The 23462-nt window shown below is 67.6% G+C and carries 26 protein-coding genes; 5 read left to right on the top strand and 21 right to left on the bottom strand.

Annotation, left to right across the window (positions count from 1 at the left end; all coding sequences use genetic code 11):
• The first annotated feature begins 101 nt into the window (after positions 1 to 101).
• On the top strand, positions 102 to 1409 hold the full coding sequence (gene purB / locus IM708_RS07435; RefSeq protein WP_209425707.1) for an adenylosuccinate lyase: 1308 nt from the start codon (positions 102 to 104) through the stop codon (positions 1407 to 1409).
• Between the two features lie 3 nt (positions 1410 to 1412).
• On the opposite strand, the gene cysE is transcribed toward purB, so the two are convergent.
• From cysE to IM708_RS07515, 16 genes are all read right to left on the bottom strand, one after another.
• Complete coding sequence (cysE, locus tag IM708_RS07440) at positions 1413 to 2216, bottom strand: serine O-acetyltransferase (protein WP_209425708.1); 804 nt, start codon at positions 2214 to 2216, stop codon at positions 1413 to 1415.
• Positions 2217 to 2319: 103 nt separating this feature from the next.
• A complete protein-coding gene (locus IM708_RS07445) occupies positions 2320 to 6210 on the bottom strand; it encodes a glycoside hydrolase/phage tail family protein (RefSeq protein WP_209425709.1) in 3891 nt (1296 codons plus the stop codon).
• 18 nt (positions 6211 to 6228) lie between these two features.
• Complete coding sequence (locus IM708_RS07450) at positions 6229 to 6675, bottom strand: peptidase (RefSeq protein WP_209425710.1); 447 nt, start codon at positions 6673 to 6675, stop codon at positions 6229 to 6231.
• Complete coding sequence (locus tag IM708_RS07455; RefSeq protein WP_209425711.1) at positions 6672 to 7529, bottom strand: DUF2163 domain-containing protein; 858 nt, start codon at positions 7527 to 7529, stop codon at positions 6672 to 6674. The genes IM708_RS07450 and IM708_RS07455 overlap by 4 nt, the downstream gene beginning before the upstream one ends.
• On the bottom strand, positions 7526 to 8158 hold the full coding sequence (locus IM708_RS07460) for a DUF2460 domain-containing protein (protein ID WP_209425712.1): 633 nt from the start codon (positions 8156 to 8158) through the stop codon (positions 7526 to 7528). The genes IM708_RS07455 and IM708_RS07460 overlap by 4 nt, the downstream gene beginning before the upstream one ends.
• Positions 8159 to 8162: 4 nt before the next feature.
• The gene (locus IM708_RS07465) at positions 8163 to 8819 is read right to left on the bottom strand and encodes a phage tail tape measure protein (RefSeq protein ID WP_209425713.1); all 657 of its coding nucleotides are present in this window, start codon (positions 8817 to 8819) and stop codon (positions 8163 to 8165) included.
• Positions 8816 to 9040: a rcc01693 family protein gene (locus IM708_RS07470; protein WP_209425714.1), complete on the bottom strand. Its 225-nt coding sequence runs from the start codon at positions 9038 to 9040 to the stop codon at positions 8816 to 8818. The genes IM708_RS07465 and IM708_RS07470 overlap by 4 nt, the downstream gene beginning before the upstream one ends.
• Positions 9040 to 9360, bottom strand: coding sequence for a gene transfer agent family protein (locus tag IM708_RS07475; RefSeq protein ID WP_209425715.1), 321 nt, complete (start codon positions 9358 to 9360; stop codon positions 9040 to 9042). The genes IM708_RS07470 and IM708_RS07475 overlap by 1 nt, the downstream gene beginning before the upstream one ends.
• 10 nt (positions 9361 to 9370) lie before the next feature.
• Positions 9371 to 9784, bottom strand: coding sequence for a phage major tail protein, TP901-1 family (locus IM708_RS07480; RefSeq protein ID WP_209425716.1), 414 nt, complete (start codon positions 9782 to 9784; stop codon positions 9371 to 9373).
• A gap of 39 nt (positions 9785 to 9823) precedes the next feature.
• Positions 9824 to 10228 carry a DUF3168 domain-containing protein gene (locus tag IM708_RS07485; protein WP_209425717.1) on the bottom strand — a complete coding sequence of 135 codons (405 nt, stop codon included), beginning with the start codon at positions 10226 to 10228 and terminating at the stop codon, positions 9824 to 9826.
• Positions 10225 to 10563 (bottom strand): head-tail adaptor protein, encoded by a 339-nt coding sequence (locus IM708_RS07490; protein ID WP_209425718.1) that lies wholly within the window; start codon positions 10561 to 10563, stop codon positions 10225 to 10227. Before IM708_RS07490 ends, IM708_RS07485 begins: the two co-directional genes overlap by 4 nt.
• Positions 10560 to 11147 (bottom strand): hypothetical protein, encoded by a 588-nt coding sequence (locus IM708_RS07495; protein WP_209425719.1) that lies wholly within the window; start codon positions 11145 to 11147, stop codon positions 10560 to 10562. Before IM708_RS07495 ends, IM708_RS07490 begins: the two co-directional genes overlap by 4 nt.
• A 169-nt stretch (positions 11148 to 11316) precedes the next feature.
• Positions 11317 to 12492 carry a phage major capsid protein gene (locus tag IM708_RS07500; protein WP_209425765.1) on the bottom strand — a complete coding sequence of 392 codons (1176 nt, stop codon included), beginning with the start codon at positions 12490 to 12492 and terminating at the stop codon, positions 11317 to 11319.
• Between the two features lie 172 nt (positions 12493 to 12664).
• The gene (locus IM708_RS07505) at positions 12665 to 13210 is read right to left on the bottom strand and encodes an HK97 family phage prohead protease (RefSeq protein ID WP_209425720.1); all 546 of its coding nucleotides are present in this window, start codon (positions 13208 to 13210) and stop codon (positions 12665 to 12667) included.
• Between the two features lie 14 nt (positions 13211 to 13224).
• Positions 13225 to 13470 carry a hypothetical protein gene (locus tag IM708_RS07510; RefSeq protein ID WP_209425721.1) on the bottom strand — a complete coding sequence of 82 codons (246 nt, stop codon included), beginning with the start codon at positions 13468 to 13470 and terminating at the stop codon, positions 13225 to 13227.
• Entirely contained in the window at positions 13467 to 14669 is a 1203-nt protein-coding gene (locus IM708_RS07515) for a phage portal protein (RefSeq protein ID WP_209425722.1), read from the bottom strand. The genes IM708_RS07510 and IM708_RS07515 overlap by 4 nt, the downstream gene beginning before the upstream one ends.
• 205 nt (positions 14670 to 14874) lie before the next feature.
• Here IM708_RS07515 and IM708_RS07520 point away from each other — a divergent pair, with 205 nt between their 5' ends.
• Positions 14875 to 15432, top strand: coding sequence for an N-acetyltransferase (locus IM708_RS07520; protein WP_209425723.1), 558 nt, complete (start codon positions 14875 to 14877; stop codon positions 15430 to 15432).
• Positions 15433 to 15501: 69 nt separating this feature from the next.
• Here the strand turns inward: IM708_RS07520 and IM708_RS07525 are convergent, their stop codons facing one another.
• The 5 genes from IM708_RS07525 to IM708_RS07545 form a co-directional block, all read right to left on the bottom strand.
• Positions 15502 to 16899, bottom strand: coding sequence for a terminase family protein (locus tag IM708_RS07525; RefSeq protein WP_209425724.1), 1398 nt, complete (start codon positions 16897 to 16899; stop codon positions 15502 to 15504).
• Entirely contained in the window at positions 16796 to 17158 is a 363-nt protein-coding gene (locus tag IM708_RS07530; RefSeq protein WP_209425725.1) for a hypothetical protein, read from the bottom strand. Before IM708_RS07530 ends, IM708_RS07525 begins: the two co-directional genes overlap by 104 nt.
• Before the next feature lie 200 nt (positions 17159 to 17358).
• Positions 17359 to 18513, bottom strand: a complete 1155-nt coding sequence (gene mltG / locus IM708_RS07535) for an endolytic transglycosylase MltG (protein ID WP_209425726.1) — start codon at positions 18511 to 18513, stop codon at positions 17359 to 17361.
• Complete coding sequence (gene fabF, locus IM708_RS07540) at positions 18513 to 19775, bottom strand: beta-ketoacyl-ACP synthase II (RefSeq protein WP_209425727.1); 1263 nt, start codon at positions 19773 to 19775, stop codon at positions 18513 to 18515. Before fabF ends, mltG begins: the two co-directional genes overlap by 1 nt.
• Before the next feature lie 99 nt (positions 19776 to 19874).
• Positions 19875 to 21110, bottom strand: coding sequence for a DUF4147 domain-containing protein (locus tag IM708_RS07545; RefSeq protein ID WP_209425728.1), 1236 nt, complete (start codon positions 21108 to 21110; stop codon positions 19875 to 19877).
• A gap of 81 nt (positions 21111 to 21191) precedes the next feature.
• On the opposite strand from IM708_RS07545, the gene fabG reads away from it, so the two are divergent.
• The 3 genes from fabG to IM708_RS07560 all read left to right on the top strand — a co-directional run bounded on the left by fabG (position 21192) and on the right by IM708_RS07560 (position 23450).
• Positions 21192 to 21929: a 3-oxoacyl-[acyl-carrier-protein] reductase gene (fabG, locus tag IM708_RS07550; protein WP_209425729.1), complete on the top strand. Its 738-nt coding sequence runs from the start codon at positions 21192 to 21194 to the stop codon at positions 21927 to 21929.
• 184 nt (positions 21930 to 22113) lie between these two features.
• Positions 22114 to 22347, top strand: coding sequence for an acyl carrier protein (locus IM708_RS07555; protein WP_209425730.1), 234 nt, complete (start codon positions 22114 to 22116; stop codon positions 22345 to 22347).
• 176 nt (positions 22348 to 22523) lie between these two features.
• Entirely contained in the window at positions 22524 to 23450 is a 927-nt protein-coding gene (locus tag IM708_RS07560; protein ID WP_209425731.1) for a lysophospholipid acyltransferase family protein, read from the top strand.
• The last annotated feature ends 12 nt before the right edge of the window (positions 23451 to 23462 follow it).

Genomic DNA, 23462 nt, shown 5'->3' on the forward strand with positions numbered 1-23462 from the left:
GCATTCCCCGCGGGGAAAGGCTCGGACCCGGCCCCGCCTTGCGGCCCCTGCCCGGCCGGTCTATCAGGCCGCAACCCCAGACCCTTTTCAGGAGCCTCGCGATGATCCCGCGCTATTCCCGCCCCGAGATGGTCGCCATCTGGTCGCCGCAGACGAAGTTCCGCATCTGGTTCGAGATCGAGGCCCATGCCGGTGACGCGATGGCCGATCTGGGTGTCATCCCGCGCGAAAACGCGCAAGCCGTCTGGAAGGCGAAGGATACCGAGTTCGACACCGCCCGCATCGACGAGATCGAAGCGGTCACCAGGCATGACGTCATCGCCTTCCTGACGCATCTGGCCGAGATCGTCGGCCAGGACGCCGCGCGCTTCGTCCATCAGGGCATGACCTCATCGGATGTGCTGGATACGACCTTCAACATCCAGCTTGTCCGCGCGTCCGACCTGCTGCTGGAAGGGATCGATCGCCTGCTGGCGGCGCTGAAGGCCCGCGCGATGGAGCACAAGGATACGGTGCGCATCGGCCGGTCGCACGGCATCCATGCCGAGCCGACGACGTTGGGCCTGACCTTCGCCCGTTTCTACGCCGAAATGGCCCGCGCCCGCCGCCGGCTGGAGGCCGCCCGCGACGAGGTGCGCACCGGCGCGCTGTCGGGCGCGGTCGGCACCTTCGCCAATATCGACCCGGCCGTGGAGGCGCATGTCTGCGCGCAACTGGGGCTGGAGGTCGAGCCGATCAGCACGCAGGTCATCCCGCGCGACCGCCACGCGATGTTCTTCGCCACGCTGGGCGTCATCGCCTCGAGCGTCGAGAACATCGCGACCGAGATCCGCCACATGCAGCGCACCGAGGTGCTGGAGGCCGAGGAGTTCTTTTCGGCCGGGCAGAAGGGGTCGAGCGCGATGCCGCACAAGCGCAACCCGGTGCTGACCGAAAACCTGACCGGGCTGGCGCGGCTGGTGCGCGGCATGGTGGTGCCGGCGCTGGAGAACGTGGCGCTTTGGCACGAGCGCGACATCAGCCATTCCTCGGTCGAGCGGATGATCGGCCCGGATGCCACCGTGACGCTGGATTTCGCCCTGCACCGGCTGGCGGGGGTGATCGAGAAGCTGGTGATCTATCCCGAGAACATGCTGGCGAACATGAACAGGTTCCGCGGCCTGGTGATGAGCCAGCGGGTCCTGCTGGCGCTGACCCAGGCGGGTGTGACGCGCGAGGATGCCTACCGGCTGGTGCAGCGCAACGCCATGAAGGTCTGGGAGGAAGGCAAGGACTTCAAGACCGAACTGCTCGCCGATCCGGAAGTCTGCGCGGCACTTCCCCGCGGGGAAATCGAGGAGAAGTTCGACCTCGGCTATCACACCAAGCACGTCGACACGATCTTCGCCCGCGTCTTCGGCGCGGGCTGAGCGCTACTTGCTCAGCAGCTGATCCATCGTCTGCGAGGGCTGGTCGCAGCCCGCCTCGCCCACGATCCGCGCCGGCACGCCGGCGACGGTCTTGCAGGGCGGCACGTCCGACAGCACGACCGAGCCTGCGGCGATCCGCGTGCAATGGCCGATGGTGATGTTGCCCAGCACCTTCGCCCCCGCGCCGATCAGCACGCCGTCGCCGATCTTGGGGTGGCGGTCGTCGTGTTCCTTGCCGGTGCCGCCCAGCGTGACCGAATGCAGCATCGAGACGTTGTCGCCGACGACGGCGGTTTCGCCGATGACGATGGAATGGGCGTGGTCGATCATGATGCCCTTGCCGATGCGCGCGGCGGGGTGGATGTCGACGCCGAAAACCTCGGACACGCGCATCTGCACCAGATAGGCCAGGTCGCGCCGCCCCTGCTGCCAGAGCCAGTGGCCGACGCGGTAGGCCTGAACCGCCTGATAGCCCTTGAAATACATCATCGGCTGAAGCAGGCGCGTGCAGGCCGGGTCGCGCTCATAGACGGCGACCAGATCGGCGCGCGCGGCCTCGCCCAGCCAGGGGTCGGTGTCGTAGGCCTCGTCCCCGATCTCGCGCAGGATCTGCTCGCTGAGTTCCTGCGAGGAAAGCTTCAGCGAGAAGCGATAGGCCAGCGCGTGTTCCATCGTGCGGTGGTGCAGCAGGCTGTTGTGCAGCACGCCGCCGATCAGCGGCTCGTCGGCGATGGCCTGACGCGCCTCGTCGGCGATGCGGGACCACACCGGGTCGAGCGTGGCGAGTTTGTGTTGCGCTTCGGGCATGCCGCACCTCCGATCCATCGTGGAGGAAAGATAACGAGTTTCGCGGCATTTTCCAGAGCGCGCGCGCAAGTTGTGCGCGCGCCGGGTCTTGCGTGGGGCGCGCCTATTGGCCGAGCGCGGTTTCGCTGAAGGGTCCCGGCCCGAAGCGGTCGGAAAGCTGCGCGACGCGCAGCGTGAAGCCGCCCCCTGTCCCGTCTGCCGCCTGATCGGCGGCGGAATAGGTCCAGTCCGCGGTGGCAACGCGGGTTTCGCGGCGCAGCGTGCCGCCGGCATGGATCTGGATCAGGTACTGCTCGCGCTCCTCGCCCAGCGGCACGTCGAAGAGGTCCCAGTCGTCATCGAGCCGGGTGCGGCGGATCCAGCGGGCGGCGACGCTGCCGTCCGGGGCGCGTGTGGCACGCAGGTGGACCGGCGCGTAGGGGCGCAGGCCGACGCCCTGAAAGGCGCGCGTGCGGCTGACATGGACCGGGTCGTCGGCGGCGCGGCTGGCGGGGCCAATCCGGTAGGTGCGCGCGACCTTGCGCAGGTTGATCGGCAGGTCGATCTGGCGCAGGGCGCTGTCGATGCGCACCACCGTGCTGCCGGCGGGCCAGACCGGCGGGGCCACGGCATCGGTGCCGAAAAGCCCGCGGTTGAGGTCGCGCAGACGCCAGAGGCCGCGGGCTTCGGGCTGGGCGTCGGCAAACTGGAACAGCTCCCAGGTCTCGCCGTCGCCGATGGCCATGAGGTTCGCGCCCGCGATCACGCTGGGCCGGCCGGCAGGGATCAGCGCCAGATCGTCGGGCAGCCGGACCAGCAGGTCCGCCCGCGCCCAGAGGCCGGGGCGCGCGCGCGGCAGGTCGGTCATGCTGGCGCCCAGCGTCGCGCGCGCCGAAATCAGGGTGTTGAGCGGCGGCTCGGCCCCGGCCTCATTCATGTCGTAGACGGCGACGCTGCCGGGCCAGGGGCGCGCGGCGACGGCCAGGTGCGGGGCATACGCGACCTCGTCCCCGCGCATCAGCGGCAGGTCGAGGAAGACGGGCAGGACCGGCGCCGGGGCGGCATGGGCGCGCGGCGCGGTCGGTTCCTCGACGATGTCGGCGGCGCGGTAGACGCCGGGCTCGACACGCACGGCCTCGACCTCGCGCGCGCCGGTCAGTTCCATCCGGTCGACGCGGTAGTGGCGCAAGCCTTCGGCCGTGTGCAGGCCGACGACATCGCCCGCGCGCACCGGCGAGGAGGGCGCGAGGCTGAAGCGCGCCACGTCGCGGGCGACCCGCGCCTCGGCCATCCAGCGGCCGACGATGCCGCGCGCCTCGGCCCGCGTCAGCAGGAGCGAGAGTTCGCTTTGCTGGGTGTCGCTGGCGTCGTGGTCGGGCAGGACGACCTCGGCGGTGCGGGTGTCGAAATCGCCCTCGGCCTCGATGTAGTTCAGGCGGACGCGGCCGGGGACCTCGGGCTCGGGCGCGCGGATGGTTTCCAGATCGCCGCCGTCGCGGGCGATCAGGGCGTCGTGGTCGATGTGGTGCAGGGGCTGGCCGTCGCGCATGCGGAAGACGAGGGTGCCGTCACGCTCGATCGCCTCGAACCCGTGGGCGAGCATCAGGGGTTGCAACGCAGCGCGGCCGCTTTGCGTGGACGGAATGGCGTAGCCGCGCACCAGCCCGCGCAGGTCGCTGACATCGACCGCGGTGACGCCGGCGGCGGCGCAGACCTCGGCCACGACGGCAGCGAGGGGCTGATTCATGGCGCGGCCGGTGATCCAGTGGCCGCGCGCCCAGTTGTCGCCGTCGGACCAGAGGTCGCGGCGGCCGGGAAACCACGGGAAGGGGCGCGCGTCCCACGCCCAGACATGGGCGCGGTCCCAGTCGACCATTGGCGCACCGTAGAGGGGCGAGACGGGGTTCTGCGCGGGGTCGGTCCAGTGCGCGGCGAGCGCGCGCAGGTACTGCATCTGGATCAGGTCGTCGCGCTGGCCGGTGGAGTGCCAGGGCAGGCTCGATTCCGAGGATTTGGGATCGAGGAACTTGTTGGGCTGGTTGGTGCCCTTGTCGATGGCGGCGCAGCCGATCTCGGTGAACCAGACGGGTTTGGAGCGGGGCTGCCAGGGGCTGGGGGTGGCGGCGCGCTGGCCATCGATGCGGTCGTGGTGCGGGTTTTCCCACCAGGCGCGCAGGTCCTTGTAGCGCCAGATCCAGGGTTCGTCGTGGGCGCCGTCGGTGATCGGCTGGCGGGCCTGGGCGGCGCGGGCGGCGGCGTCGGGGTAGAACCAGTCGAACCCCTCGCCCCCGGCGACATTGTCCTTGAGGTAGTCGAGGTCGTGGATTGCGGGCCAGTGGACGCGGTCGAGATGGGTGTCGCCGTCGCGCCAGTCCGACAGCGGCATGTAGTTGTCGATGCCGATGAAGTCGATGTCGGGGTCCGCCCAGAGCGGGTCGAGGTGGAAGTAGCGGTTGCCGGCGGCGTCCCGGTAGCCCGAATATTCGCTCCAGTCGGCCGCATAGCTGAGCTTGACCGAGGGGCCGAGGAGGGTGCGGACATCGCGCGCGAGGTCGATCAGCGCGGCGACGGCCGGAAAGCTGTCGCCGTCGCCGCGGATCTGGCTGAGTGCGCGCATCTCGGAGCCGATGCAGAACGCGTCGACCCCGGTTGAGGCCGCGCAGAGCGCCGCGCAGTGCAGGATGAAGCGGCGGTAGGACCACTCGTCAGGGCCGATATAGATGACGCGGCCGGGGGTGACGGTGAAGTCCTGCGCGCGCGCGGTGCCGAAGAAAGCGGCGACCTCGTCCGCCGCGGCGGCGCTCCGGTCGGGCGAGCCGGGCAGGCCGGGCGCCTGCGAGAGCGTGATGCGCCCGCGCCAAGGCAGCGGCGGCTGGCCCGCCGCGCCGGTCCAGGGGTCGGGCAGCGTGTTGCCGGCCAACTGGTCCATCAGGATGAAGGGGTAGAAGACCACCTTCTGGTCGGCCGCGTTCATCGCCGCGATGGCCTGCAGGACCGAGGCGTCCGAGGGGGTGCCGCCATAGACCGGCGCGCCGTCCAGGTTCGGCAGTGTCTGGGCCGCGGCGCGGGTCAGGCCGCTGACCGCCCAAGGCTGGCTGGTGTTGCGCGCCGGGGCCTCGACCTTGGGGCGGATGCGGCAGTCGGCGCAGCGCAGGTCGTCGCCGAACCACGACACGACCAGAAGGCCCGAGCCGACCGCCGGCAACTCGTTGCGCAGCGAGTCGAGGGAGGCGGTGAAGTCCGACCCACCGCCCGGCGAATTGACGTTGAGCATGCGGCGCGCGCCGAGGCCATCGTCGGTGTCGACCGGGTCGGTCGCCAGCGCGTACTCCCCCGAGCCCGGCATCCAGGCGACCGCGCGGACCGCCTGTTGAAGGGTGGTCTGGTCCGGGGCTTGCGCGGCGCGCATGACCTCGAAGGAAAAGCCGGGAATGCGGTTGCCGAAGGGGCCGAGGTCCAGGTCCTCCATCACCACATAGGCGGTGCCGCGGTAGGCGGGCGCGCGCCCTGCCCCTTCGATCGCCTCGATCTTCGGGTCGGGCAACTGGTCCGAGGTGCCGGGATAGAGCCGCAGGTTCAGCGTGTCGCGGTCGATTTCCTCGCCATCCGCCCAGACGCGGCCGAGGCCGGTGATCTGACCCTCGCAGAGGGCGATGGCGAGGCTGACGGTGTAGCGCGCGCCCTCGCTGACGCGCGGCCCCAGCCCGCCCTTGGTGCGGCGCGACCGGCCGGCATGTTCCTCGAAGTTCGAGGCCCAGATGACGTGGCCGGCGAGCCGCATCCGGCCCCAGAGGCGCGGCAGCGCCACCCCCTCGCCCGCGCCGGTGATGCGCAGCCGGTCGACGCGGCTATGATCGACCGAGCGCGAACCCAACCCGAGAAGCCGCTGGTCGATGACGCGGCCGACCGTCGCGCCCACCGCGCGCCCGATCACCGCACCCGAAAGCCCCAGGACCGCGCCGCCGACCTGCGCGCCTGCCGCAGCCCCGACCGCCGAGAGGACCAGTGTCGCCATCTGCCTCGGCCTCCTTGTTCAGTGAAATTCGAACCGCGCCACGACGCGCCGCCGCCAGGGCAGGCTGAGCGGGCTTTCGATCACGCCATGACGTTCGTAGGCGTGGATGAAGCGGAAATCGGGGGTCGCACCGGCCGACGAGAGCACGCCCACGTGGCGCGCCGCCGCGCGCGCGCGCATCCGGAAAAGCAGAATTTGGCCGGGGCGCATGGTTGCCGACGGGGGGAGTTCGGTCAGCTGCCGCGCGAGCGCGCGCCAGAGCGTTTCGCCCGCGTCGGGTTCGTCCCAGGCGGCGCCGTAGAACGGAACGGGCGGGATCGCCGCGCCGTGGAGGTCCTGCCAGAGGCCGCGCACGAGGCCGAGGCAGTCGCAGCCGATGCCCTTGCGCGCCGCACGGTGGCAGTAGGGGGTGCCCAGCCAGTCGCGGGCAAGGCGCGCGACGGCTTCCGACCGGTCCACGCTCATCGACGGCGACCGCCATCATTGACGCCATCGCCGCGCGGCATCAGGGTCAGCCAATCCTCGCCCGGGATATGCGGGAAGCCGCGGAAGTTGACTTGATTGGCGAATTTTTCACGACAGGTCGCGAAGCGCTTGTCGCAGCCTGCCTCCAGCCGGATCGCGTCGCCCGGCGCGGGCGTGGCGCCCGGTGCGGCCCAAAGCTCGATTTGGCGCGCATCGCCGGCGTTGTGGTCGCGCTTGATCAGGCCGGTGAGGCCCCCCGCCGCGCCGTCCAGAAACCGCACCCGCCCGGCGGTGAACCAGCCGGAGGCGTGTGTTTCCAGCGGCGGCAGCGTCAGGAGGGCGCCGCTTTCAGCGACCGCGGTAATCTGACAGAGGTCGAAATAGCCCGGTGAGGCGAGATCGAAGCCGCAGGCGCTGTCGCCCAGAACCACGGGGCAGAGCGCGCCGAAGACGCGGCCAGCGCCGCGCGAGAGGGGTTCGGAGAGCCCGCGCAGTTCGACGCGAAACGCGCCGCCCGCCCGTGTGATCTCGCCCAGCGTGCCGCGGAAGAGGAGTTGCCGGTCGGTGACCGAGGTCCAGTCGACCTGCCAGATGCGTAGTTCGGCGGCGTCGTAGCGACCGGCGAAGATGTCGGCCTCGGTCAGGCCGGCGCTGCTGAGTGCCCCGGAGGCTTCGGTGTTGTCGGTCGACAGCCCCGTGGTCTGCATCAAGGCTTTCGCGGTCATGCCGGTTTCGGCGCGAAACAGGATGCCGTCGAAGTCTAGGTCGCGGTCGTGGTCGGTAAAGCCGAGAACGCGTCCGTCGCGGCGACTGAGCGCCCAGGCGCGGGCGAGGGTTGACGTGCCGCCGCTCACAGCCGCACCTCGATCACCGGGATCTTCGGGATCTCGCCCGCCGCGAAGCTGGCGAGCGAGATCTGGATCAGGTCGGTGTCGAAACGGACCGGGACGTCGAATTCGTAGCCCGCGGTGATGGTCGCCGCCGGTGCGGGCGGGGTGTCGAAGCTCACGAGACCGGTCGCGGTATCCAGTGCCCAGCCCGCGTCTGCCGCCATCTCGACCCCGTCGATGGCGACGCGCAGGGTACCGGCGACGGGCTTGCGGATGGGGCGCACGACGCTGGCGTCGCCCGAGCGGTAGGTCTTGACCAGCGCGAAGGCCTGCTGCGCGCCGTCACCGCTGCCGATCACCTGATCGGTCGCGGCGATGGCATTCGCGGCGCGGGCAGACTTGAAATCGACCCAGTCCTTCCAGCGAAAGGCGTGAAGCATCCCCTGGCGGGCCTCGAAAAAGGCCAGGACCGTTTCAAGGTCATCGAGCGAACGCAGGCCGACCCCGGCATCGTAGCGTCGGCGCGACTGGGCCCAGGGGGTGTTGCGTTCCTCGTGACCGTTGGCGAAGGTCACGATCTCGGTGCGTCTCTCGGGGCCGCCGAGCGATCCGAAGCTGAGGTTGGTGGGGAATCTGACGTCGTGGAAGGCCATGCGCTTACCCGTTCCTGTGCCCCTGCGCGAGCAGGCGGTTCATCTGCGCGGCGATCTGGCTCTGGCTGCGCTGGAAGCCGGCGACATCCGGGGTCGAGATGTTGATCACCACATTGACCGGCCGTGCCGCACCGCCGTCGGCCCGCACGCCCAGCCGACCATCGGCGCCGCGGGTCAGGGGCATGATCGCCTCGGGTCCGGCCTCGCCCATCAGGCCGGTGCCGTTGCGCATCGGAAAGGTGACCGGGCCCGAGACGACGCCGCCCCTGGCAAAGGGCATGACCCTTCCCTGGCTGAAGGCGCCGCCGTTGGCGAAGGGCATGACGTTTGCCATCATGCCCGAAAGGCCGGAGGCGAGCGCGCCGCCGAGGGCGTTCTGCACCGGGCGCATCGCGGCGCCGTAGAGGGTGTTGGAAATCGACCGGCCCAGTTGCCGCATCGCGTCCGACAGGCGGCCGCCGTCGAAGACCACGCCATCGAAGGCTCGGCGCACGCCCGAGCCGAAGGAGCGCGACATGCCCTCGACCTCGCGTCCCGTGGCGTTGAGGGTCCTGCCCATCTGCGCCAGTTCGGCGTCGAACACGGCGATCATGTCGGTGGTCGGCCCGAGGCGCGCTTCAAGCTGGGCGATCTGCGCGCTGATGTCATCGAGGTCGTTCATTCGCCCCCCTTGGGATTTCGGTGCGCCGGATCATCCGGAAATTGCGCCATCAACGCATCGAGCGAGGCGCGCGAGAATCCGGCATCGCCCGCCTCGCGCCCGAGCATGAGCATCAGTTCCAGCGGCGTGAGGGCCCAGAACTCGCCAGGCTTCAGGCCCAGCCCGTGAAGGCCCGCGCGCATCAGGCCCGCCCAGTCGATCCGTCGGCTGGACGATGTCATCAGCCGGCCTCGGGCAGGGCGAAGGACCGCGCCAAAAGTTGCGCGGCGGTGCGCGCGGCCTGCATCGGGCCGCCCACCAGATCGGCATGGGCCAGGGTTTCGGCGTCGCCGCGCCAGCCGCCGCCGCGCAGCCCCGCAAGGATCAGCGCCAGTACGTCGCGGGCCGAGAAGCGACCGCCTTCGAACCGTTCGACCAGATCGACCAGGCTGTCGGCGCCAAGGGTTTCTTCCAGTTCGGCCAGCGCGCCCAGCGTCAGTTTCAGAACATGACGCTGACCGTCCAACACCAGCGCGACTTCGCCCCTGAAGGGATTAACCATCGCTGCCCCCTCAATGTGCGGTGAAGTTCAGCGCGCCCGCCGAGGCGAGCGACAACTCATAGCTGGCCTCGCCGTTGTGCGAGCCGGAGTATTCGATCGCGGTGATCTGGAAAGGCCCGTCGATCGTGCCGAAGTCGGGGATGATCACTCGCATCTGCGGGATCTCGCCGGCAAAGAACGCCGCGCGCGCGCGCTCATCGGTGGCTGCGTCGCGGAAGACTCCGGAACCCGTCAGCGACGCCGATTTGACCCCTGCCCCGCCCAGCAGCTCGCGCCAGCCGCCGGCGCTGTCGAGGTTGGTCGTATCCACCGTTTCGGCGTTGAAGCTGATGCGCGTTGCGCGCAGTCCCGCCACGGTTTCGAAATCACCCGTGCCGGTCATGTCCATCTTGATCAGCAGATCCTTGCCTTTCTGAACCGCCATCGACTTCCTCCAGTTCTGAAAATCGCGCCAAGGGGCGCATCAACCTTCGATCCGCGCCCGGAAGCGCAGCTCAACCTGTCGCCCCCGGCCGCCGTCGATCCGGCGTGCCTGGGCTTGGTGGAACCACATGTGGACCAACCGGCTCGGCCCCAGATCTAGCGGAGGATCCTGGAGCAAGACACTCACCCGACCCGCAATCCGCTTGGCGGTAGAGAACCCCGCGGCATCGCTGACCACGCTGATGGTGAAGCGGTGCTCGGCGCCGGGGCCGCTGGCATCCGACCGATCGATCACGTCCTCGGGGCCTAGCAGGACATAGGTTCCGCGCGGCGCGCCCGGAGGCAGGGCGTCATGGACGGGCACGCCGGCCGAGGCCAGGTCGGGATCGGCCTGAAGCAACTGAAAGATCGCCCCCTGCAGATCGGCCGCGCAGCTGTAGCTCATATCGGAACCCTTTCGCGCGCGTGGCAGATCAAAAATGCGCCCAAGGGATCGGCCTCGCTGACAGCAACGATATTGAAGATGCGGGAGCCATCGCGGAAACGCTGGCCGGGGCGCGGGCGTTGCGGGCTGTCGTGTGGTGCGGAACGCAGAAAGATGCGGAACGCCATCTGTCCTTCCGGCACGATGTCCCCGCGCACCTCGCGCGCCGGCCCCGGGCTGAGTTCGGTCCAGTGAGTGCCGAGGGAGTGCCAGTCGGTAGCATGCCCACCAGCGCCGTCCTGCGTGAACTGCGCCTGTTCCAGGAGCATTGGACGGTTGAGCGAATACCTGTTCATCCGCGATGCCCCCCCGCTGTCAGTCTGGTCGGAGTCCAGCGCGCGATCATTGCGCTGACCGTCGCGGGGGTTCCTGCGCCGGTGCGGTCCTCGAAAAATCGCGCGGCGAGTATCATCACGGCATGGGCAAGATCGTCGGGCACGGCGTCCCAGGACGGGCCGAAGCCCGCGGTGAAGTCGATCTCGACCAGACCACCAATCGGGATCGCCGGCATCATGGCACCGCGCGCGACGATCTGCGGTCTATGGCGATCGGGAAACAGCCGGTAGCGGTCCGATGCGACGATCGTTGGACTGTTGGCGCGATTACGAAGCGTGATCGCCTGGATCGCGGTCACCGGGGCGACCGGCAGGGTCTGCGCGTCGATGGTCCGCCAGTTGCGCAAAATCAGTTTGAATCCCCGCTGAAGCAGGATCTTGCCGCTTTCGGCCTCGATCCGTGCAATTGCCGCAGACAAATGTCGGGCGAGTTCGGGATCGAGCGACGCGCTGTCGGCAAAACCGACGCCAAGGCGCAGGTGCGCACGGAAGGTCGCAACTGGCAGATCTTCCGCCGCGATGGCCGTGGTTTCGATCAGATCCATGCGAAATTCTCCAGACCAGGTAGAAAAAACGGCGCAGGAACGCCCCCGCATCGCTCGGACGGAGGGGAGCAGCTGGACGATGCGAGGTGATGCGACATCAAGATGGACACCCCGCGAACCTGCGCCGCAACCGGTTCGGGCCGATTCGCCAATCGACCCGAACCGATGCTCAATTCACGGCGAACTTCAGGATCTTGATCGCCTTGAAATCGGTGACGTCGCCGCCCACGCGCTTGGTTGCGTAGAACAGCACATGCGGCTTGGCGCTGAACGGGTCGCGCAGAACCCGCAGGTCCGGCCGTTCGGCAACGGTGTAGCCGGCGGTGAAGTCGCCAAAGGCGATCGCATAGGCGTCCTCGGCAATGTCCGGCATGTCTTCGGCGACCAGCACCGGATAGCCCATCAGACGCGCGGGTTCGGCGGCTGCCAGACCATCGGACCACAGGAAGCGGCCGTCAGCGTCCTTCATCTTGCGCACGGCGCCCGCGGTTTTCGAGTTCATCACGAAGACCGCGTTGGCGCGATAGCCGGCTTCAAGCGCGTAGACCAGATCGACGATGGCATCGGCGGAGTTCGTGCCGAGGAAATCGCCCGCCGCGCCCGTCGCCACGTACCCCAGCGACCCCCAATCCGCGAGGTTTTCGGGGACGATCGCATGGTCGAGGAAACCACGCGGCTTGTCGACGCCATCGCCGTGAATGAAGGCCGAGGCCTCGGCGCGGGCGAACTTCTGGGCGATCCGGTCGGCAAGCCAGCCCTCGACGTCGAAGGCGCTGTCTTCCAGCAGTCGCTGGCTGGCCTTGGGCATGGCCGAAAGCTCGTGCAGGCGGATCGAGATCCGGTCAAGGACCGGACTGGCGGTGTCGGCAACGGGGTCGCTTTCGCTGGCCCAACCCGAACCGATTTCGCTGTGATCGACCAGAACGTCGAAGCTGGACGCCTCGACCTGGACGACATTCGCGATCGATCGGAGCGAGGAGGACGCGTAGAGCACCCCTCGAATCCGATCGGTGGTCTGCGGATCCACAAGGTAGCCCCCTTCGGAGTTGACGGACGTGTTCATCCCCTTGCCTTCGAGCACGAGGCCGCGCAGCGCGTCATCGTCGCCAGAGCGCAGGTAGGCGTCGAATGCCTTCAGATGCAGGTTCTGACAGCCATCGCCGGTCGACAGCGGGGGGCGTTGGGACTTGATCGAAAGTTTACGGTCCAGCATGGTGAGACGCTCGTCATGTTGTTGAAGATTGGTCTTGATTTCAGTTCGGAAGGATCTGATCTCGTTCACGAAACCATCCATTGCCGACTTCAGTCGACGCGCCTCGTCGCCAGGCTCGAGCGCGGTGTCCATATCCTGGCCGTAGCCCGGAACCTGTGGTGTCATGGCTGTCATCCTTGAGTGTTTGCGTCAGTCATTGAGCCGGATCCGCCCGGCCATAGGGTCGGGTCATCCCTGTACCCGCCTGTCCCACGCCGGTCGAAACCGGCAGGCGTTGATTGGTCGCGCAGGCGACGCATGGGCTTCATTCCCGCATTGCTGCGCGCGCGGAGTCGATCCCCTGCGCCAGCACCGCCATTGCCGCCGCGATGTCGTCCGTCACGGAAGCGCCTTTTGCCGCCACCCGGGCGACCGAAAGCATGGGGAAGGTCACCAGCGACACCTCCCAGAGTTCCAGTTCCAGCAGCCTGCGCCCGCCGCCCGGCGATTTCTCGGATCTGACCGTTCGATAACCGATCGACAGGCCATCGACGGCGCCAGCCTCCATCAGCGCCGCGGCTTCTCGCGCGCGCGTCACTTCGGTCAGCAAGCGACCTTCGACCCAAAGGCCGCGCTCATCTTCGCGCACGGTGTCCCAGACGCCGATGGGCTGCGACGCGTCGTGCTGCCAGAGCATACGCACCCGCCCGCCCGCTGCCGCCAGCCGCGCAAGCGAGGCTGCATAGGCGCCCGGCACGACGGTGTCGCCGCCCTGATCGCGCGCCCCGAAGATCGAGGCGTAACCTGCGACCTTCGATCCATCGTGGATGCGAAGGGCCTCTTCAGGTCGGTTGAACTTGGTCTCCAACATCAAGGACGCCTCTCTCACAAACGGGTCGCCAGCAAAGCCAGCGCGCCATGCATCAGAACCCCGGCCGCGACCCCGTAGACCGCCAGCCACAGTCGCTTTTCCAGCCGTTCGATCATCGTCTCGATCCGGTTCAGGCGGTATTCTAGCCCTGCGCGCCGTTCTTCCTCGACACGCTCCTGGGCGTCGATCCGGGCCTGCGCGAGGTCGAAGCTGTCATAGAGAAAGCGGGACCCACCCACCGTGCGCCGCGCGACGTTCATGTATCCTCCGCCAGCCGGGGGAGGCCCAGAAGCACGCGCTTCTCGGCATCGCTCAGAAAACTTGCCTCGCTCACCCGACGCCACTGCTGCTCGCGCTCGGCCGACAGCGCAGGAACCTGGTCGAGGTCCGGCTTGAGTTCGACCGCCGCGCCGACATGGCCCGAAAGCCAGTGTCCCAGCGCCGCCGTGACTTTCGCCGCCAGGGGCAGCACCGTAAGCCGGTAGAAGGCGCGATTGGCCTCCTGATAGTTTGCGTAGGTCGCGTCGCCGGGAATACCCATCAGCATCGGCGGCACGCCGAAAGCGATGGCGATTTCGCGCGCCGCGGCTTCCTTGGTCTTGTGAAACTCCATGTCCGAGGGGCTGAATCCCATCGGTTTCCAGTCCAGCCCCCCTTCCAGCAACATCGGACGCCCGGCGTTGCGTGCGCCCATATGGTGGTGTTCCATCTCCGATTGCAGGCGCTCGAACTGCTCGTTCGACATCTTGGCCTGCCCGTCGGCGCCCTTGTAGATGATTGCTCCGGAAGGGCGCGCGGCGTTGTCCAGAAGCGCCTTCGACCAGCGCGAGGCCGCATTGTGCACATCGATCGCCGTGGCGGCCGCTTCCAATGGCGAAAGACCGTAGTGATCGTCGGTCGGATGGTAGGCGCGGATATGGCAGACCGGCATCTCGGCGGGTTCGGCGCCCATGAGGAATCGATGCTTGCGTCCACTCACGCTGTAATCATAGGCCTGCGGCCAGCCATCCGGCCCCGGCACCACGCTCATCCGATCGGAACGCAGTACATGCAGTTCCGACGGCATGCCGCCAGCGGGGGCCACGGCCTCGACATAGGCGTTACCGGAAAGCAGAAGTTGGGCGTAGATCGCCTCAAGAAACTCGGCTTTTCCCTGTATCGGATTCGGGCGGCGCATCAGTGACAGCAGGGGATGCTGTTCATACCGCCGCTCGGCATCCTGCAGGATCAGCGGCAAGGCGGCAGCCGCTTCGGTGATCATGCGGACCACGCGAAACCCCATCGGATTTCGCTGGAAGCCCACGCGCGTCAGCGACCCGGTATCTCGCGCCGTCCAGTTGACCCTGGTCGCTGCCTGAATCGCGGCGATCTTGCCGACCGGCCCCGCAGTCAACGGCCCCACGGCCGAGGCCTTGGCCTCGGGCACCGTGTCCGCCGACTTTCGAAAGAAATCGAACATGCGAAACCTCTTCGTCTTTCGCCCGAGCCGAGCAGTCGGCAAGCGGACGGTGGCTTGGGGGCAGGCGTGATACGCTCGGCGCCACCTGGGCTTGGTCTGTGTTTTCGACGAGATTCCTGAAGATGGCGAAAGGCGAGCGTACGCTGCCCCCGCAACGCGGTAGTCGAATGCGCTAGGGCCGGCAGATTGCTGTAGCTCCGTGAAAATGGCACAGGCGATCAGCCGCCACGTTGACGGGAAGAGAGCATCAAGGATTCTGACGCACGTGAAGATTCGCAACGAAACCCCGGCCGACGCCGATCAGATTCGACGCATCACCGAGGATGCGTTCGCCGGTTCAGCGCACAGTTCAGGCACCGAAAGCGCGATCATCGACGCGCTCCGTCGCGAAGGGTCACTCACCCTGTCGCTGCTGGCTGAGGAAGGCGACGAAATCGTTGGCCATGTCGCGTTTTCGCCCGTGCTTGTCGGCGGGCGCGAAGTGGCCTGGTTCGGCCTCGGCCCGGTGTCGGTGCGGCCCGACCGACAGCACGAGGGCATCGGTGGCACCCTGATCTGCGAGGGATTGTCGCGTCTACATGCGCAAGGTGCCCGGGGATGTGTGGTTCTCGGCGATCCGGGGTACTATCATCGCTTCGGCTTCATGACCGATGCGAAACTTCGGTTTCCAGGGGTCCCAGCCGAGTATTTCATGTGCCTGGCTTTCTCCGATCCGATCCCGACAGGGGTCGTCAGCTACCACAGCGCATTCGGTGCGTCCTGACAGACGCTCGACACGGGCCAGGAGAGCGCTCGAAAAAGGCTGTCGGAAGAGGTTGCCTTCTTCCCACCCTCAGAGCGTGCGCACCCGCGGATCACGCCAGCGTGAGGCGGGTTCAATAATTAACTCGTGCAGCGCCCAGACCAATGCATCGACACGATCGGGGCTGCCCGGCCCGCAAAACCCCTGCGCCGTCATTAGCGCCATCTGTTCCTCCAGCAAGGACAGACCGGGCATGTGCTTCACGCGGCGCTGTTCATAAAGCGCGGCCACAGGCTCTGCGCGCGCAGCCTTGCCAATCGTTGCGCGCACGGCGCGGTAGGGAACCAGCGGATCGACCTGCCGCAGGACACCCGCGATCAGGTCACCGCCCTGATTGACTTCGGCCACAACACGATCGGCGCCGTGTCGCGCCTTCGCCGCGAGCGCGGCCTCCGCCCATTCCGACGGCGAGACGGCGGCAACGCTAGCATCCTCGATCACATATGCGCGCCAGTCCTTGACCGGGCCTTCGGTCATCGCCCCCACGACCAGGATGCCACAAACGTCCGATTTCGCGTGCCCGGTCACCGAGGGGTCGATGGCGACTACGATGCGGGACAAAGCGGGCAGTTCACGCACGCGCGCCGCCTCGATCAGGGCGCTTGGAAACAGAGTGCCCTCGGCATCCTCCAGCAGGACGCCTTCCAGTTCCTGGCGGCCCAGCCGGGTCGCACCGTAACGCTGTTGCATTTCCTCAAGGAAAGACGCCGCCAGCCACGCCTTGTTGGCGCTGGTCGGGGCATGGGTGGATACCGTGCTGGGCAAGCCGAGGATTCGCTTCAGCGTGGGTTGCGCCCGCGGTGTGGTGGTGACGATCTGCTGCGGGTGATCGCCCAGTCGCAACGCGAACTGCAGCATGTCCCAAGCCTCTTCCGCCTTTTTCCACTTGGCCAGTTCGTCGGCCCAGGCTGCGTCGAATTGCGGGCCGCGCAGCGCCTCGGGCTCGGTCGCCGAGAAGGCCTGTGCGGTGGCCCCGTTCGGCCAGACCAGTCGGCGCTTCGACGCCTCCCACTCCGGGCGGCGGTCGGGGGGCGAGCAGGCCATGATGCCACTGTCGCCAAAGATCATCACGTCCCGCACCTGGTCGTAGGTCTCGCCCACCAGGGCCACACGGTTGGCGCGGCCCGGATCGCCGGGGCGGCCGCCTTCAACCTGCGCACGCACCCATTCGGAACCGGCACGGGTTTTCCCCGCGCCACGCCCGCCGATACAGACCCAGGTCCGCCATGCCCCGCCCGAGGCCGTGGCCTCGGGCGGCAACTGATGCGGCAATGCCCAGAACTCGAAAAGCCAGGGCAATGCCATCAGCGCCTGATCGCTCAGGTCATTCAGGAACGCTTCCTGCACCGGCGCTGGTGCGCAAGCGATCCATTCGGCGTCGGATTTCGGCGCGTGCGGCGCCGAGGTCGAGTTCGCCAATCCCGGCATCGTCGAGTTCCCCTTTGAGATATTTGTAGAACTTGCCCCTGTCATTGACCGCGAGTGTGCCAAGTTTGGTAAACTCATCGAGCGCCACCTTTGCCTGTGGGAAATTCTGATGCTCCCCAGCTTCCAGTTCCGCCTGCAGGGTGGCAAACCTGTCGGCGGCCTTGGTTAGCGTTTCGATCATGAAGCGCGCGATATTGCGCTCTCTCGCCTGTTCCAGTTCGAGCTCGTTCTTGTTTATCGTTGTCGTTTCTTGTTTCATTTTTTTTGCCCGTTCTCATGCTGCTCCGCACGAGCGAAAAGAAAAAGCGGCCCGGGGGCGTACCCCGTGCCGCTTTTGCAATTCTTCCAGCTTGCCCGAATGTCTACATCAAGGCGTACGCAAAGTCAATTTGACTCCGCCGTGATCCCGCCGGGAAAAAGCCTAAAATCTGCCACATTCTGCCAAGGTCGCAGCGCAACTCATTGACTTCGCTGCTGCGCTTCGATCTCGCGCCAGCGGGCCACGTTGCTGTTGTGGTCGGCCAGGTTGGTCGCGAACGCATGTCCCCCGGTCCCATCCGCGACGAAATAGAGGTAAGGCGTCTCATCCGGGTTCAGAGTCGCCTCGATCGCCGCACGGCCGGGATTTGCGATCGGCGTGGGCGGCAATCCGTCGATCTGATAGGTGTTGTAGGGCGTGCGCGCATCCAGTTCGGACCGCCGCAATCCCCTGCCCAGAACGCCCTCGCCCTGCGTGATCCCGTAGATCACTGTCGGGTCCGTCTGCAGGCGCATCGGAACGCGCAGTCGGTTGACGAAGACACTGGCCACCTGCGGGCGCTCCTGCGGCTGGCCAGTCTCCTTCTCGACGATGGAGGCCAGGATCAGCGCCTCTTCCGGGCTGTCGAGCGGCAGTCCCTCAGCGCGATTTTCCCATGCCGCGGAGAGGATCGCGCTTTGCCGGGCCTGCATCTCGTCGATCAAGGTGGCGCGATCGGCGCCCGGACGGACCTCGTAGCTTTCCGTCGCCAGCGATCCCTCCGCCGGCACCTCGGGCAATTCCCCTTCCAGGAACGGGGCATTGGTCAACGCAAACCAGACCTGCCAGCTTGTCACCCCTTCCGCCAGGGTCACGCGAAAACGCGTGTCGGCCTGCTCCAGAACGGCGTCGAACTCTTCCGGCCGGTCCTCCGAATCGACGGGCATCAGCGCCACCTCGGCAAACCGGCCGGTTGCCGTGTCCAGATCGCGGACCAGCAGTTCGGCGCGCGTCACGCCGACGCGCAGCACCACCTCCGTCCCGCAGGTGGACGCCCCCCCGCGTGTCACGATGTCCAGAATCTGGTCCATCGAGACGCCGGGTTCGATCAGATAGGAGCCGAACCGCAGTCGATCATCGCGTTCGGTGTACTGGGCACCGATGCGGAACAGGATGCCGCTCGAGATCGCCTCCTGCGCCTCCAGTTGCCGGGTGACCGCGCGCAGATTCGCCCCCTGTTCGACCCGCAGGCAGATCGCCTGCTCCAGCGGGCCTTCGGCGTGGAAGCTGCGCTGACCCATCGCCAGCACGCCGCCGAGGACCACGAAACCGACGATCAGCAGCGTCAGCGCGTTTGCCGCAATGTGCTTCCACATCAGTCGCGGACCCGCCCCATGATCAGGCTGGCATTGGTCCCGCCGAAGCCGAAGGAATTGGACAGCACGACATCGATTTTCCGTTGGCGGGCTTCATGCGGGGCCAGATCCATCGCGCTTTGCACCGCGGGATTGTCCAGGTTGATCGTCGGTGGCGCCTTCTGGTCGCGGATTGCCAGAATGCAGAAGATGGCCTCGACGGCACCTGCCGCGCCCAACAGGTGTCCGATGGAGGACTTGGTCGAACTCATCGTCGTCGCGGCGGCCGCGTCGCCCAGAAGCCGCTCGACCGCGCCCAGTTCGATCGTGTCGGCCATGGTCGAGGTGCCGTGCGCGTTGATGTAGTCGATCCCAGAGGGCTCGAGTCCGGCGCGCTTCAACGCCGCCGCCATCGAGCGGTACCCGCCATCGCCGTCCTCGCTGGGGGCGGTGATGTGATAGGCATCGCCCGAAAGTCCGTAGCCAAGCACCTCGGCATGGATCTTCGCGCCCCTTGCGCGCGCATGCTCCAACTCCTCCAGCACGACGACGCCCGCGCCCTCGCCCATGACGAACCCATCGCGATCCGCGTCGTAGGGGCGGCTCGCAGCCTTGGGGTCGTTCCCGCGTTTGGTCGAAAGCGCCTTGCAGGCGTTGAAACCCGCGATCCCGATCTCGCTGATCGGGCTTTCCGCGCCGCCCGCCACCATCACGTCGGCATCGCCGAATGCAATCAGCCGCGCCGCGTCGCCAATGGCATGCGCGCCGGTGGAACAGGCGGTCACGACCGCGTGGTTCGGCCCCTTGAAGCCGTAGCGGATGCTCACCTGGCCCGAGATCAGGTTGATGAGCGCGCCGGGGATGAAAAAAGGCGAGACCCGCTTCGGCCCGCGCTCCTTGATCAGCACCGCGGTTTCCGCAATCGTGCTCAGGCCGCCGATGCCCGATCCGATCATCACCCCGGTGCGCAGCAGGCTTTCCTCGTCCTCCGGCGTCCAGCCCGCATCCTCGACCGCCTGTTGCGCGGCGGCCATGCCGTAGAGGATGAAGTCGTCGACCTTCCGCTGTTCCTTGGGCGCCATCCAGTCGTCGGGGTTGAATGTCCCGTCCGCCCCATCGCCGCGTGGTATTTCGCAGGCATAGGTCGTTGTCAGATGGCTCGGATCGAAGCGCGTGATCGGCCCCGCGCCCGACTTGCCGGCCAGCAGGCGCGTCCATGTCGCCTCGACCCCGCAGCCCAGCGGCGTGACCATTCCCAATCCGGTGACGACAACTCGGCGCATTTTGACCTCCGATCGCAGTTCCGTTTGCTGATACACACACTTTCCGCGCGCGAAAAGCCCGCGCTCGCCATTCGGGCGAGTGCCCGCCCGAAGCCAATGTCACCCCAGCATCACGATCTGGACATCTGCGACATTCGTGCCGGTCCCGCCGGTGACCAGCAGGTCGCCCGCTAGCTGTAGCGCCCTGTGGCTGTCGTTGTCGGCCAGAAGCGCGCGCCAGTCGCCGCCCGCGGCCGCGATCCTGTCCAGCGTTCCACCATCGACCAGTCCGCCCGCCGCCTCGGTGGGGCCATCGCGCCCGTCGGTGCCGCCCGAGAGAAAGACCCAGGGTCGGGCAATCCCCTCCATCCCCGCCGCGACCCGCAACGCCAGTTCCTGGTTGCGTCCACCCCTGCCCCGCCCCTGCAGGGTCACCGTCGTCTCACCCCCACAGACCGCCAGGATCTCTCCTGCCGGTGCCGCCCGCATCCGCGCCACCAGCCAGTCGGCGGCCGCGCCCACATCGCCCGTCAGCCGATCCGTCCATATCGTCGCGGCCGACGCCGAAACCATCGCCGCCAGCGACATGCCGTTCGACCCGATCAACCGGTTTTCGGCCTGGACGCGCTGTGCGCCGTCCTCGCTACGATCCAGTGCCTCGCGCACCGACACAGGCATCCGGTCCCAGAGGTTGCGCGTCACCAGCAGTTGCCGCGCCTCTTCTCTCGCGCAAATTGGCGCCACCGTCAGACCCGAGGCGACGACGCGCAGGTCATCCCCGATCACGTCGGACAGGATCAGGGCGACCACTCGCGCCGGCGCTGCGGCACGCGCCAGCCCGCCGCCTTTCAGCCGCGACAGGCGTTGCCGAACGGAGTTCATTCCGGTGATGTCCATTCCCGCAGCCAGCATCAGCCGGTTGGCCTGCGCCTTGTCCTCCAGCGATACGCCCGGCACCGGTGCCGCCAGCAGGGCCGAGCCCCCACCCGAAATCAGGGCCAGAACCACATCGCCGGCCCTCGTCCGGGCCAGCATCGCCTCCACCGCCTCGGCGGCGCGCAGCCCGCCCGCGTCGGGCACCGGGTGGCCCGCGACATGCACCTCGGCACCATCCAGCGGCGCGGCGTTTTCGGCGTTTGTCACGACGATCACGCCGCTTGCCGGGATGCTTTCGGCCAGATGCTCCTGCGCCGCCGACGCCATGGCACGCGCGGCCTTGCCCACCGCAACGATCCAGACCCGCACCCCGCGGACATCCATCTCGGCAAGCGCGTGCGCCACCGCCGGGCCAGGGTCGGCCGCGGCCACCGCCACGCCGAAAAGTCGCGTTGCCTCCGCCCGCATCGCCTCGATCATCACAGCCTCCGCTTCTACCGCATGACTGGCACAAACCCATCGCCGCTGCTAGAAGCGCGGGAGGCAGAAAACGGGGGGAACATGTTCGATCTGACGGGAAAGCGCGCGCTGATCACCGGCGCCTCGGGGGGGATCGGTGCCGCGATCGCGCGGGTGCTGCACGGCGCTGGCGCGACGGTCGGCCTGTCCGGCACGCGCGAGACGCCGCTCACGGACCTGGCCAGGGAACTGGGCGAACGCGCGCATGTGCTGCCGTGCGACCTGTCCGACCCCGCCGCCGTGGACGCCCTTCCGAAAACTGCGGCAGACGCGATGGGCGGTCTCGATATCCTGGTCAACAATGCCGGCATCACCCGCGACCAGATCTTCATGCGCATGTCCGATGCCGATTGGCAGGCGGTTCTGGATGTCAACCTGACCGCCGCCATGCGCCTCTGCCGGGGCGTCATGCGCCCGATGATGAAGGCGCGCTGGGGTCGGATCGTCAACATCTCGTCCATCGTCGGCGCCACCGGTAACGCCGGTCAGGCGAATTATGCCGCCGCCAAGGCCGGATTGATCGGCCTGACCAAGTCGCTTGCCGCCGAGGTGGCCAGCCGGGGAATCACCGCCAACGCGGTCGCGCCCGGCTTTATCGCCACCGCCATGACCGAAAAGCTGACCGACGAGCAGAAAACCCGGATAAACGGGCAGATTCCCGCCGGCCGCATGGGCACGCCCGAGGAAATCGCCGCCGCCGTCCTCTATCTGGCCAGCGACGAGGCCGCCTATGTCACCGGCGCGACCCTGCATGTGAACGGCGGGATGGCGATGATCTGAGGCCGATTCCCGCCCCTTGCGAAAGCGTTTGCCATGCCGCATGACTGTGCTATAGGCGGCGCTGATCGAGCCGGGACCTGCCCGCGCTGGTCAATGCCTGCATTGCCGAGCATGTGCAGGCGGCGCCTGGTAGGGGCAGTAGGACAAGAACGGCGGGTTCCGCCGAAACACACGAGGAAATGACATGAGCGACATCTCAGAGCGCGTGAAGAAGATTGTGGTCGAACATCTCGGTGTCGACGAAGAGAAGATCACCGAAAACGCCTCTTTCATCGACGATCTGGGCGCTGACAGCCTCGACACGGTCGAACTTGTGATGGCTTTCGAGGAAGAATTCGGCATCGAGATCCCCGATGACGCCGCCGAGAACATCCAGACTTTCGGCGATGCGGTGAAGTTCATTTCCGACGCGGCCTGACCCGTCGCGCCAGACAGCACCGAACGAAATTTGTGGCGCCCTTTCCCCGGAAAGGGCGCCATTCGCATTTCGGGCAGGGCCGCACCGGCCTTGAAGCCTTGCCCGTTTCGCCGTCGCCGAGATAGAAGCACCCGCTACCGCCCCCTGTCCGCATGGGGCGCCAACAAGGGGCAGACATGCCGAATAGCCGGAACGCGCCGCCGACAGACGCCGTGCCCGCCTCGCTCGGGCACCGGTTGCAGGACCGCGCGATTGGCGTGCTGATCGCGCTTCTTCTGCGGCTGCCCTACCGGCGACGCGTGGCGCTGATGGGATGGATCGTCTCGCGCCTCGTCGCGCCGCTTGCCGGCTGGCGCAAGCGGGTGCGCGCCAACCTTGCCCATGTCTTCCCCGACCTGCCGAGGGCCGAGGTCGAACGCATCGCCCGCAGGGTGCCCGAAAACGTCGGGCGCACGGTGATGGAGCTGTTCTCGGGTCCCGATCTGATCGCACAGACGCGGCATGTCCCGGTCGAGGGGCCGGGGCTGTCGGCGCTGCAGGCGGCGCATGATGCCGGCCGCCCGGTGATCCTCGCCACGGCGCATCTGGGCAATTACGACGCCGCGCGCGCGACGCTGCTGAACCGCGGCTATCGGCTGGGCGCGCTCTACATGCCGATGGCGAACCCGGCTTTCAACCGCCGCTACGTCGCCGCGATGGAGTCGCTCGGCGGGGAAATGTTCCCGCGCGGGCGCGCCGGGCTTTCCGGCATGATCCGGCATCTTCGGCAGGGGGGCGTGCTGGCGCTGGTCGTGGACCAGCACATGCACCATGGCGAGCCGCTGGATTTCATGGGCCAACCCGCGATGACGGCGATTTCCGCGGCGGAACTGGCGCTGAAGTTCGACGCGCCCCTGATCCCCGGCTACGCGCTGCGCACCGACGACCCCACTGGCTTTCGCGTCATCGTGGAGGCGCCGGTGCCGCCGGGCGATCCCGTCTCCATGACCCAGGCGCTGAATGACAGCGCCGCGGCGCAGGTCCGCGCGAACATGGATCAGTGGCTCTGGATTCATCGTCGCTGGAAGGGTGCACCCGACGCTTCTGCCGCCACTGGCGGCTGAACCAAACGGTCC

It is taken from the genome of Pararhodobacter sp. SW119, from assembly GCF_017811755.1.
Classification (GTDB): Bacteria; Pseudomonadota; Alphaproteobacteria; order Rhodobacterales; family Rhodobacteraceae; genus Pararhodobacter.

Coding starts and splice junctions, on each gene's coding strand:
- IM708_RS07445 (WP_209425709.1), bottom strand. CDS start 6,210: ATGGCGACACTGGTCCTCTCGGCGGTCGGGGCTGCGGCAGGCGCGCAG.
- purB (WP_209425707.1), top strand. CDS start 102: ATGATCCCGCGCTATTCCCGCCCCGAGATGGTCGCCATCTGGTCGCCG.
- fabF (WP_209425727.1), bottom strand. CDS start 19,775: ATGCGCCGAGTTGTCGTCACCGGATTGGGAATGGTCACGCCGCTGGGC.
- IM708_RS07460 (WP_209425712.1), bottom strand. CDS start 8,158: ATGGCCTTCCACGACGTCAGATTCCCCACCAACCTCAGCTTCGGATCG.
- IM708_RS07560 (WP_209425731.1), top strand. CDS start 22,524: ATGCCGAATAGCCGGAACGCGCCGCCGACAGACGCCGTGCCCGCCTCG.
- cysE (WP_209425708.1), bottom strand. CDS start 2,216: ATGCCCGAAGCGCAACACAAACTCGCCACGCTCGACCCGGTGTGGTCC.
- IM708_RS07480 (WP_209425716.1), bottom strand. CDS start 9,784: ATGGCGGTTCAGAAAGGCAAGGATCTGCTGATCAAGATGGACATGACC.
- IM708_RS07530 (WP_209425725.1), bottom strand. CDS start 17,158: ATGAAACAAGAAACGACAACGATAAACAAGAACGAGCTCGAACTGGAA.
- IM708_RS07465 (WP_209425713.1), bottom strand. CDS start 8,819: ATGAACGACCTCGATGACATCAGCGCGCAGATCGCCCAGCTTGAAGCG.
- IM708_RS07495 (WP_209425719.1), bottom strand. CDS start 11,147: ATGGATCTGATCGAAACCACGGCCATCGCGGCGGAAGATCTGCCAGTT.
- fabG (WP_209425729.1), top strand. CDS start 21,192: ATGTTCGATCTGACGGGAAAGCGCGCGCTGATCACCGGCGCCTCGGGG.
- IM708_RS07485 (WP_209425717.1), bottom strand. CDS start 10,228: ATGAGCTACAGCTGCGCGGCCGATCTGCAGGGGGCGATCTTTCAGTTG.
- IM708_RS07505 (WP_209425720.1), bottom strand. CDS start 13,210: ATGTTGGAGACCAAGTTCAACCGACCTGAAGAGGCCCTTCGCATCCAC.
- IM708_RS07490 (WP_209425718.1), bottom strand. CDS start 10,563: ATGAACAGGTATTCGCTCAACCGTCCAATGCTCCTGGAACAGGCGCAG.
- IM708_RS07520 (WP_209425723.1), top strand. CDS start 14,875: ATGGCACAGGCGATCAGCCGCCACGTTGACGGGAAGAGAGCATCAAGG.
- IM708_RS07500 (WP_209425765.1), bottom strand. CDS start 12,492: ATGGACACCGCGCTCGAGCCTGGCGACGAGGCGCGTCGACTGAAGTCG.
- IM708_RS07545 (WP_209425728.1), bottom strand. CDS start 21,110: ATGATCGAGGCGATGCGGGCGGAGGCAACGCGACTTTTCGGCGTGGCG.
- IM708_RS07475 (WP_209425715.1), bottom strand. CDS start 9,360: ATGGTTAATCCCTTCAGGGGCGAAGTCGCGCTGGTGTTGGACGGTCAG.
- IM708_RS07515 (WP_209425722.1), bottom strand. CDS start 14,669: ATGTTCGATTTCTTTCGAAAGTCGGCGGACACGGTGCCCGAGGCCAAG.
- IM708_RS07525 (WP_209425724.1), bottom strand. CDS start 16,899: ATGCCGGGATTGGCGAACTCGACCTCGGCGCCGCACGCGCCGAAATCC.
- IM708_RS07555 (WP_209425730.1), top strand. CDS start 22,114: ATGAGCGACATCTCAGAGCGCGTGAAGAAGATTGTGGTCGAACATCTC.
- IM708_RS07510 (WP_209425721.1), bottom strand. CDS start 13,470: ATGAACGTCGCGCGGCGCACGGTGGGTGGGTCCCGCTTTCTCTATGAC.
- mltG (WP_209425726.1), bottom strand. CDS start 18,513: ATGTGGAAGCACATTGCGGCAAACGCGCTGACGCTGCTGATCGTCGGT.
- IM708_RS07450 (WP_209425710.1), bottom strand. CDS start 6,675: ATGAGCGTGGACCGGTCGGAAGCCGTCGCGCGCCTTGCCCGCGACTGG.
- IM708_RS07470 (WP_209425714.1), bottom strand. CDS start 9,040: ATGACATCGTCCAGCCGACGGATCGACTGGGCGGGCCTGATGCGCGCG.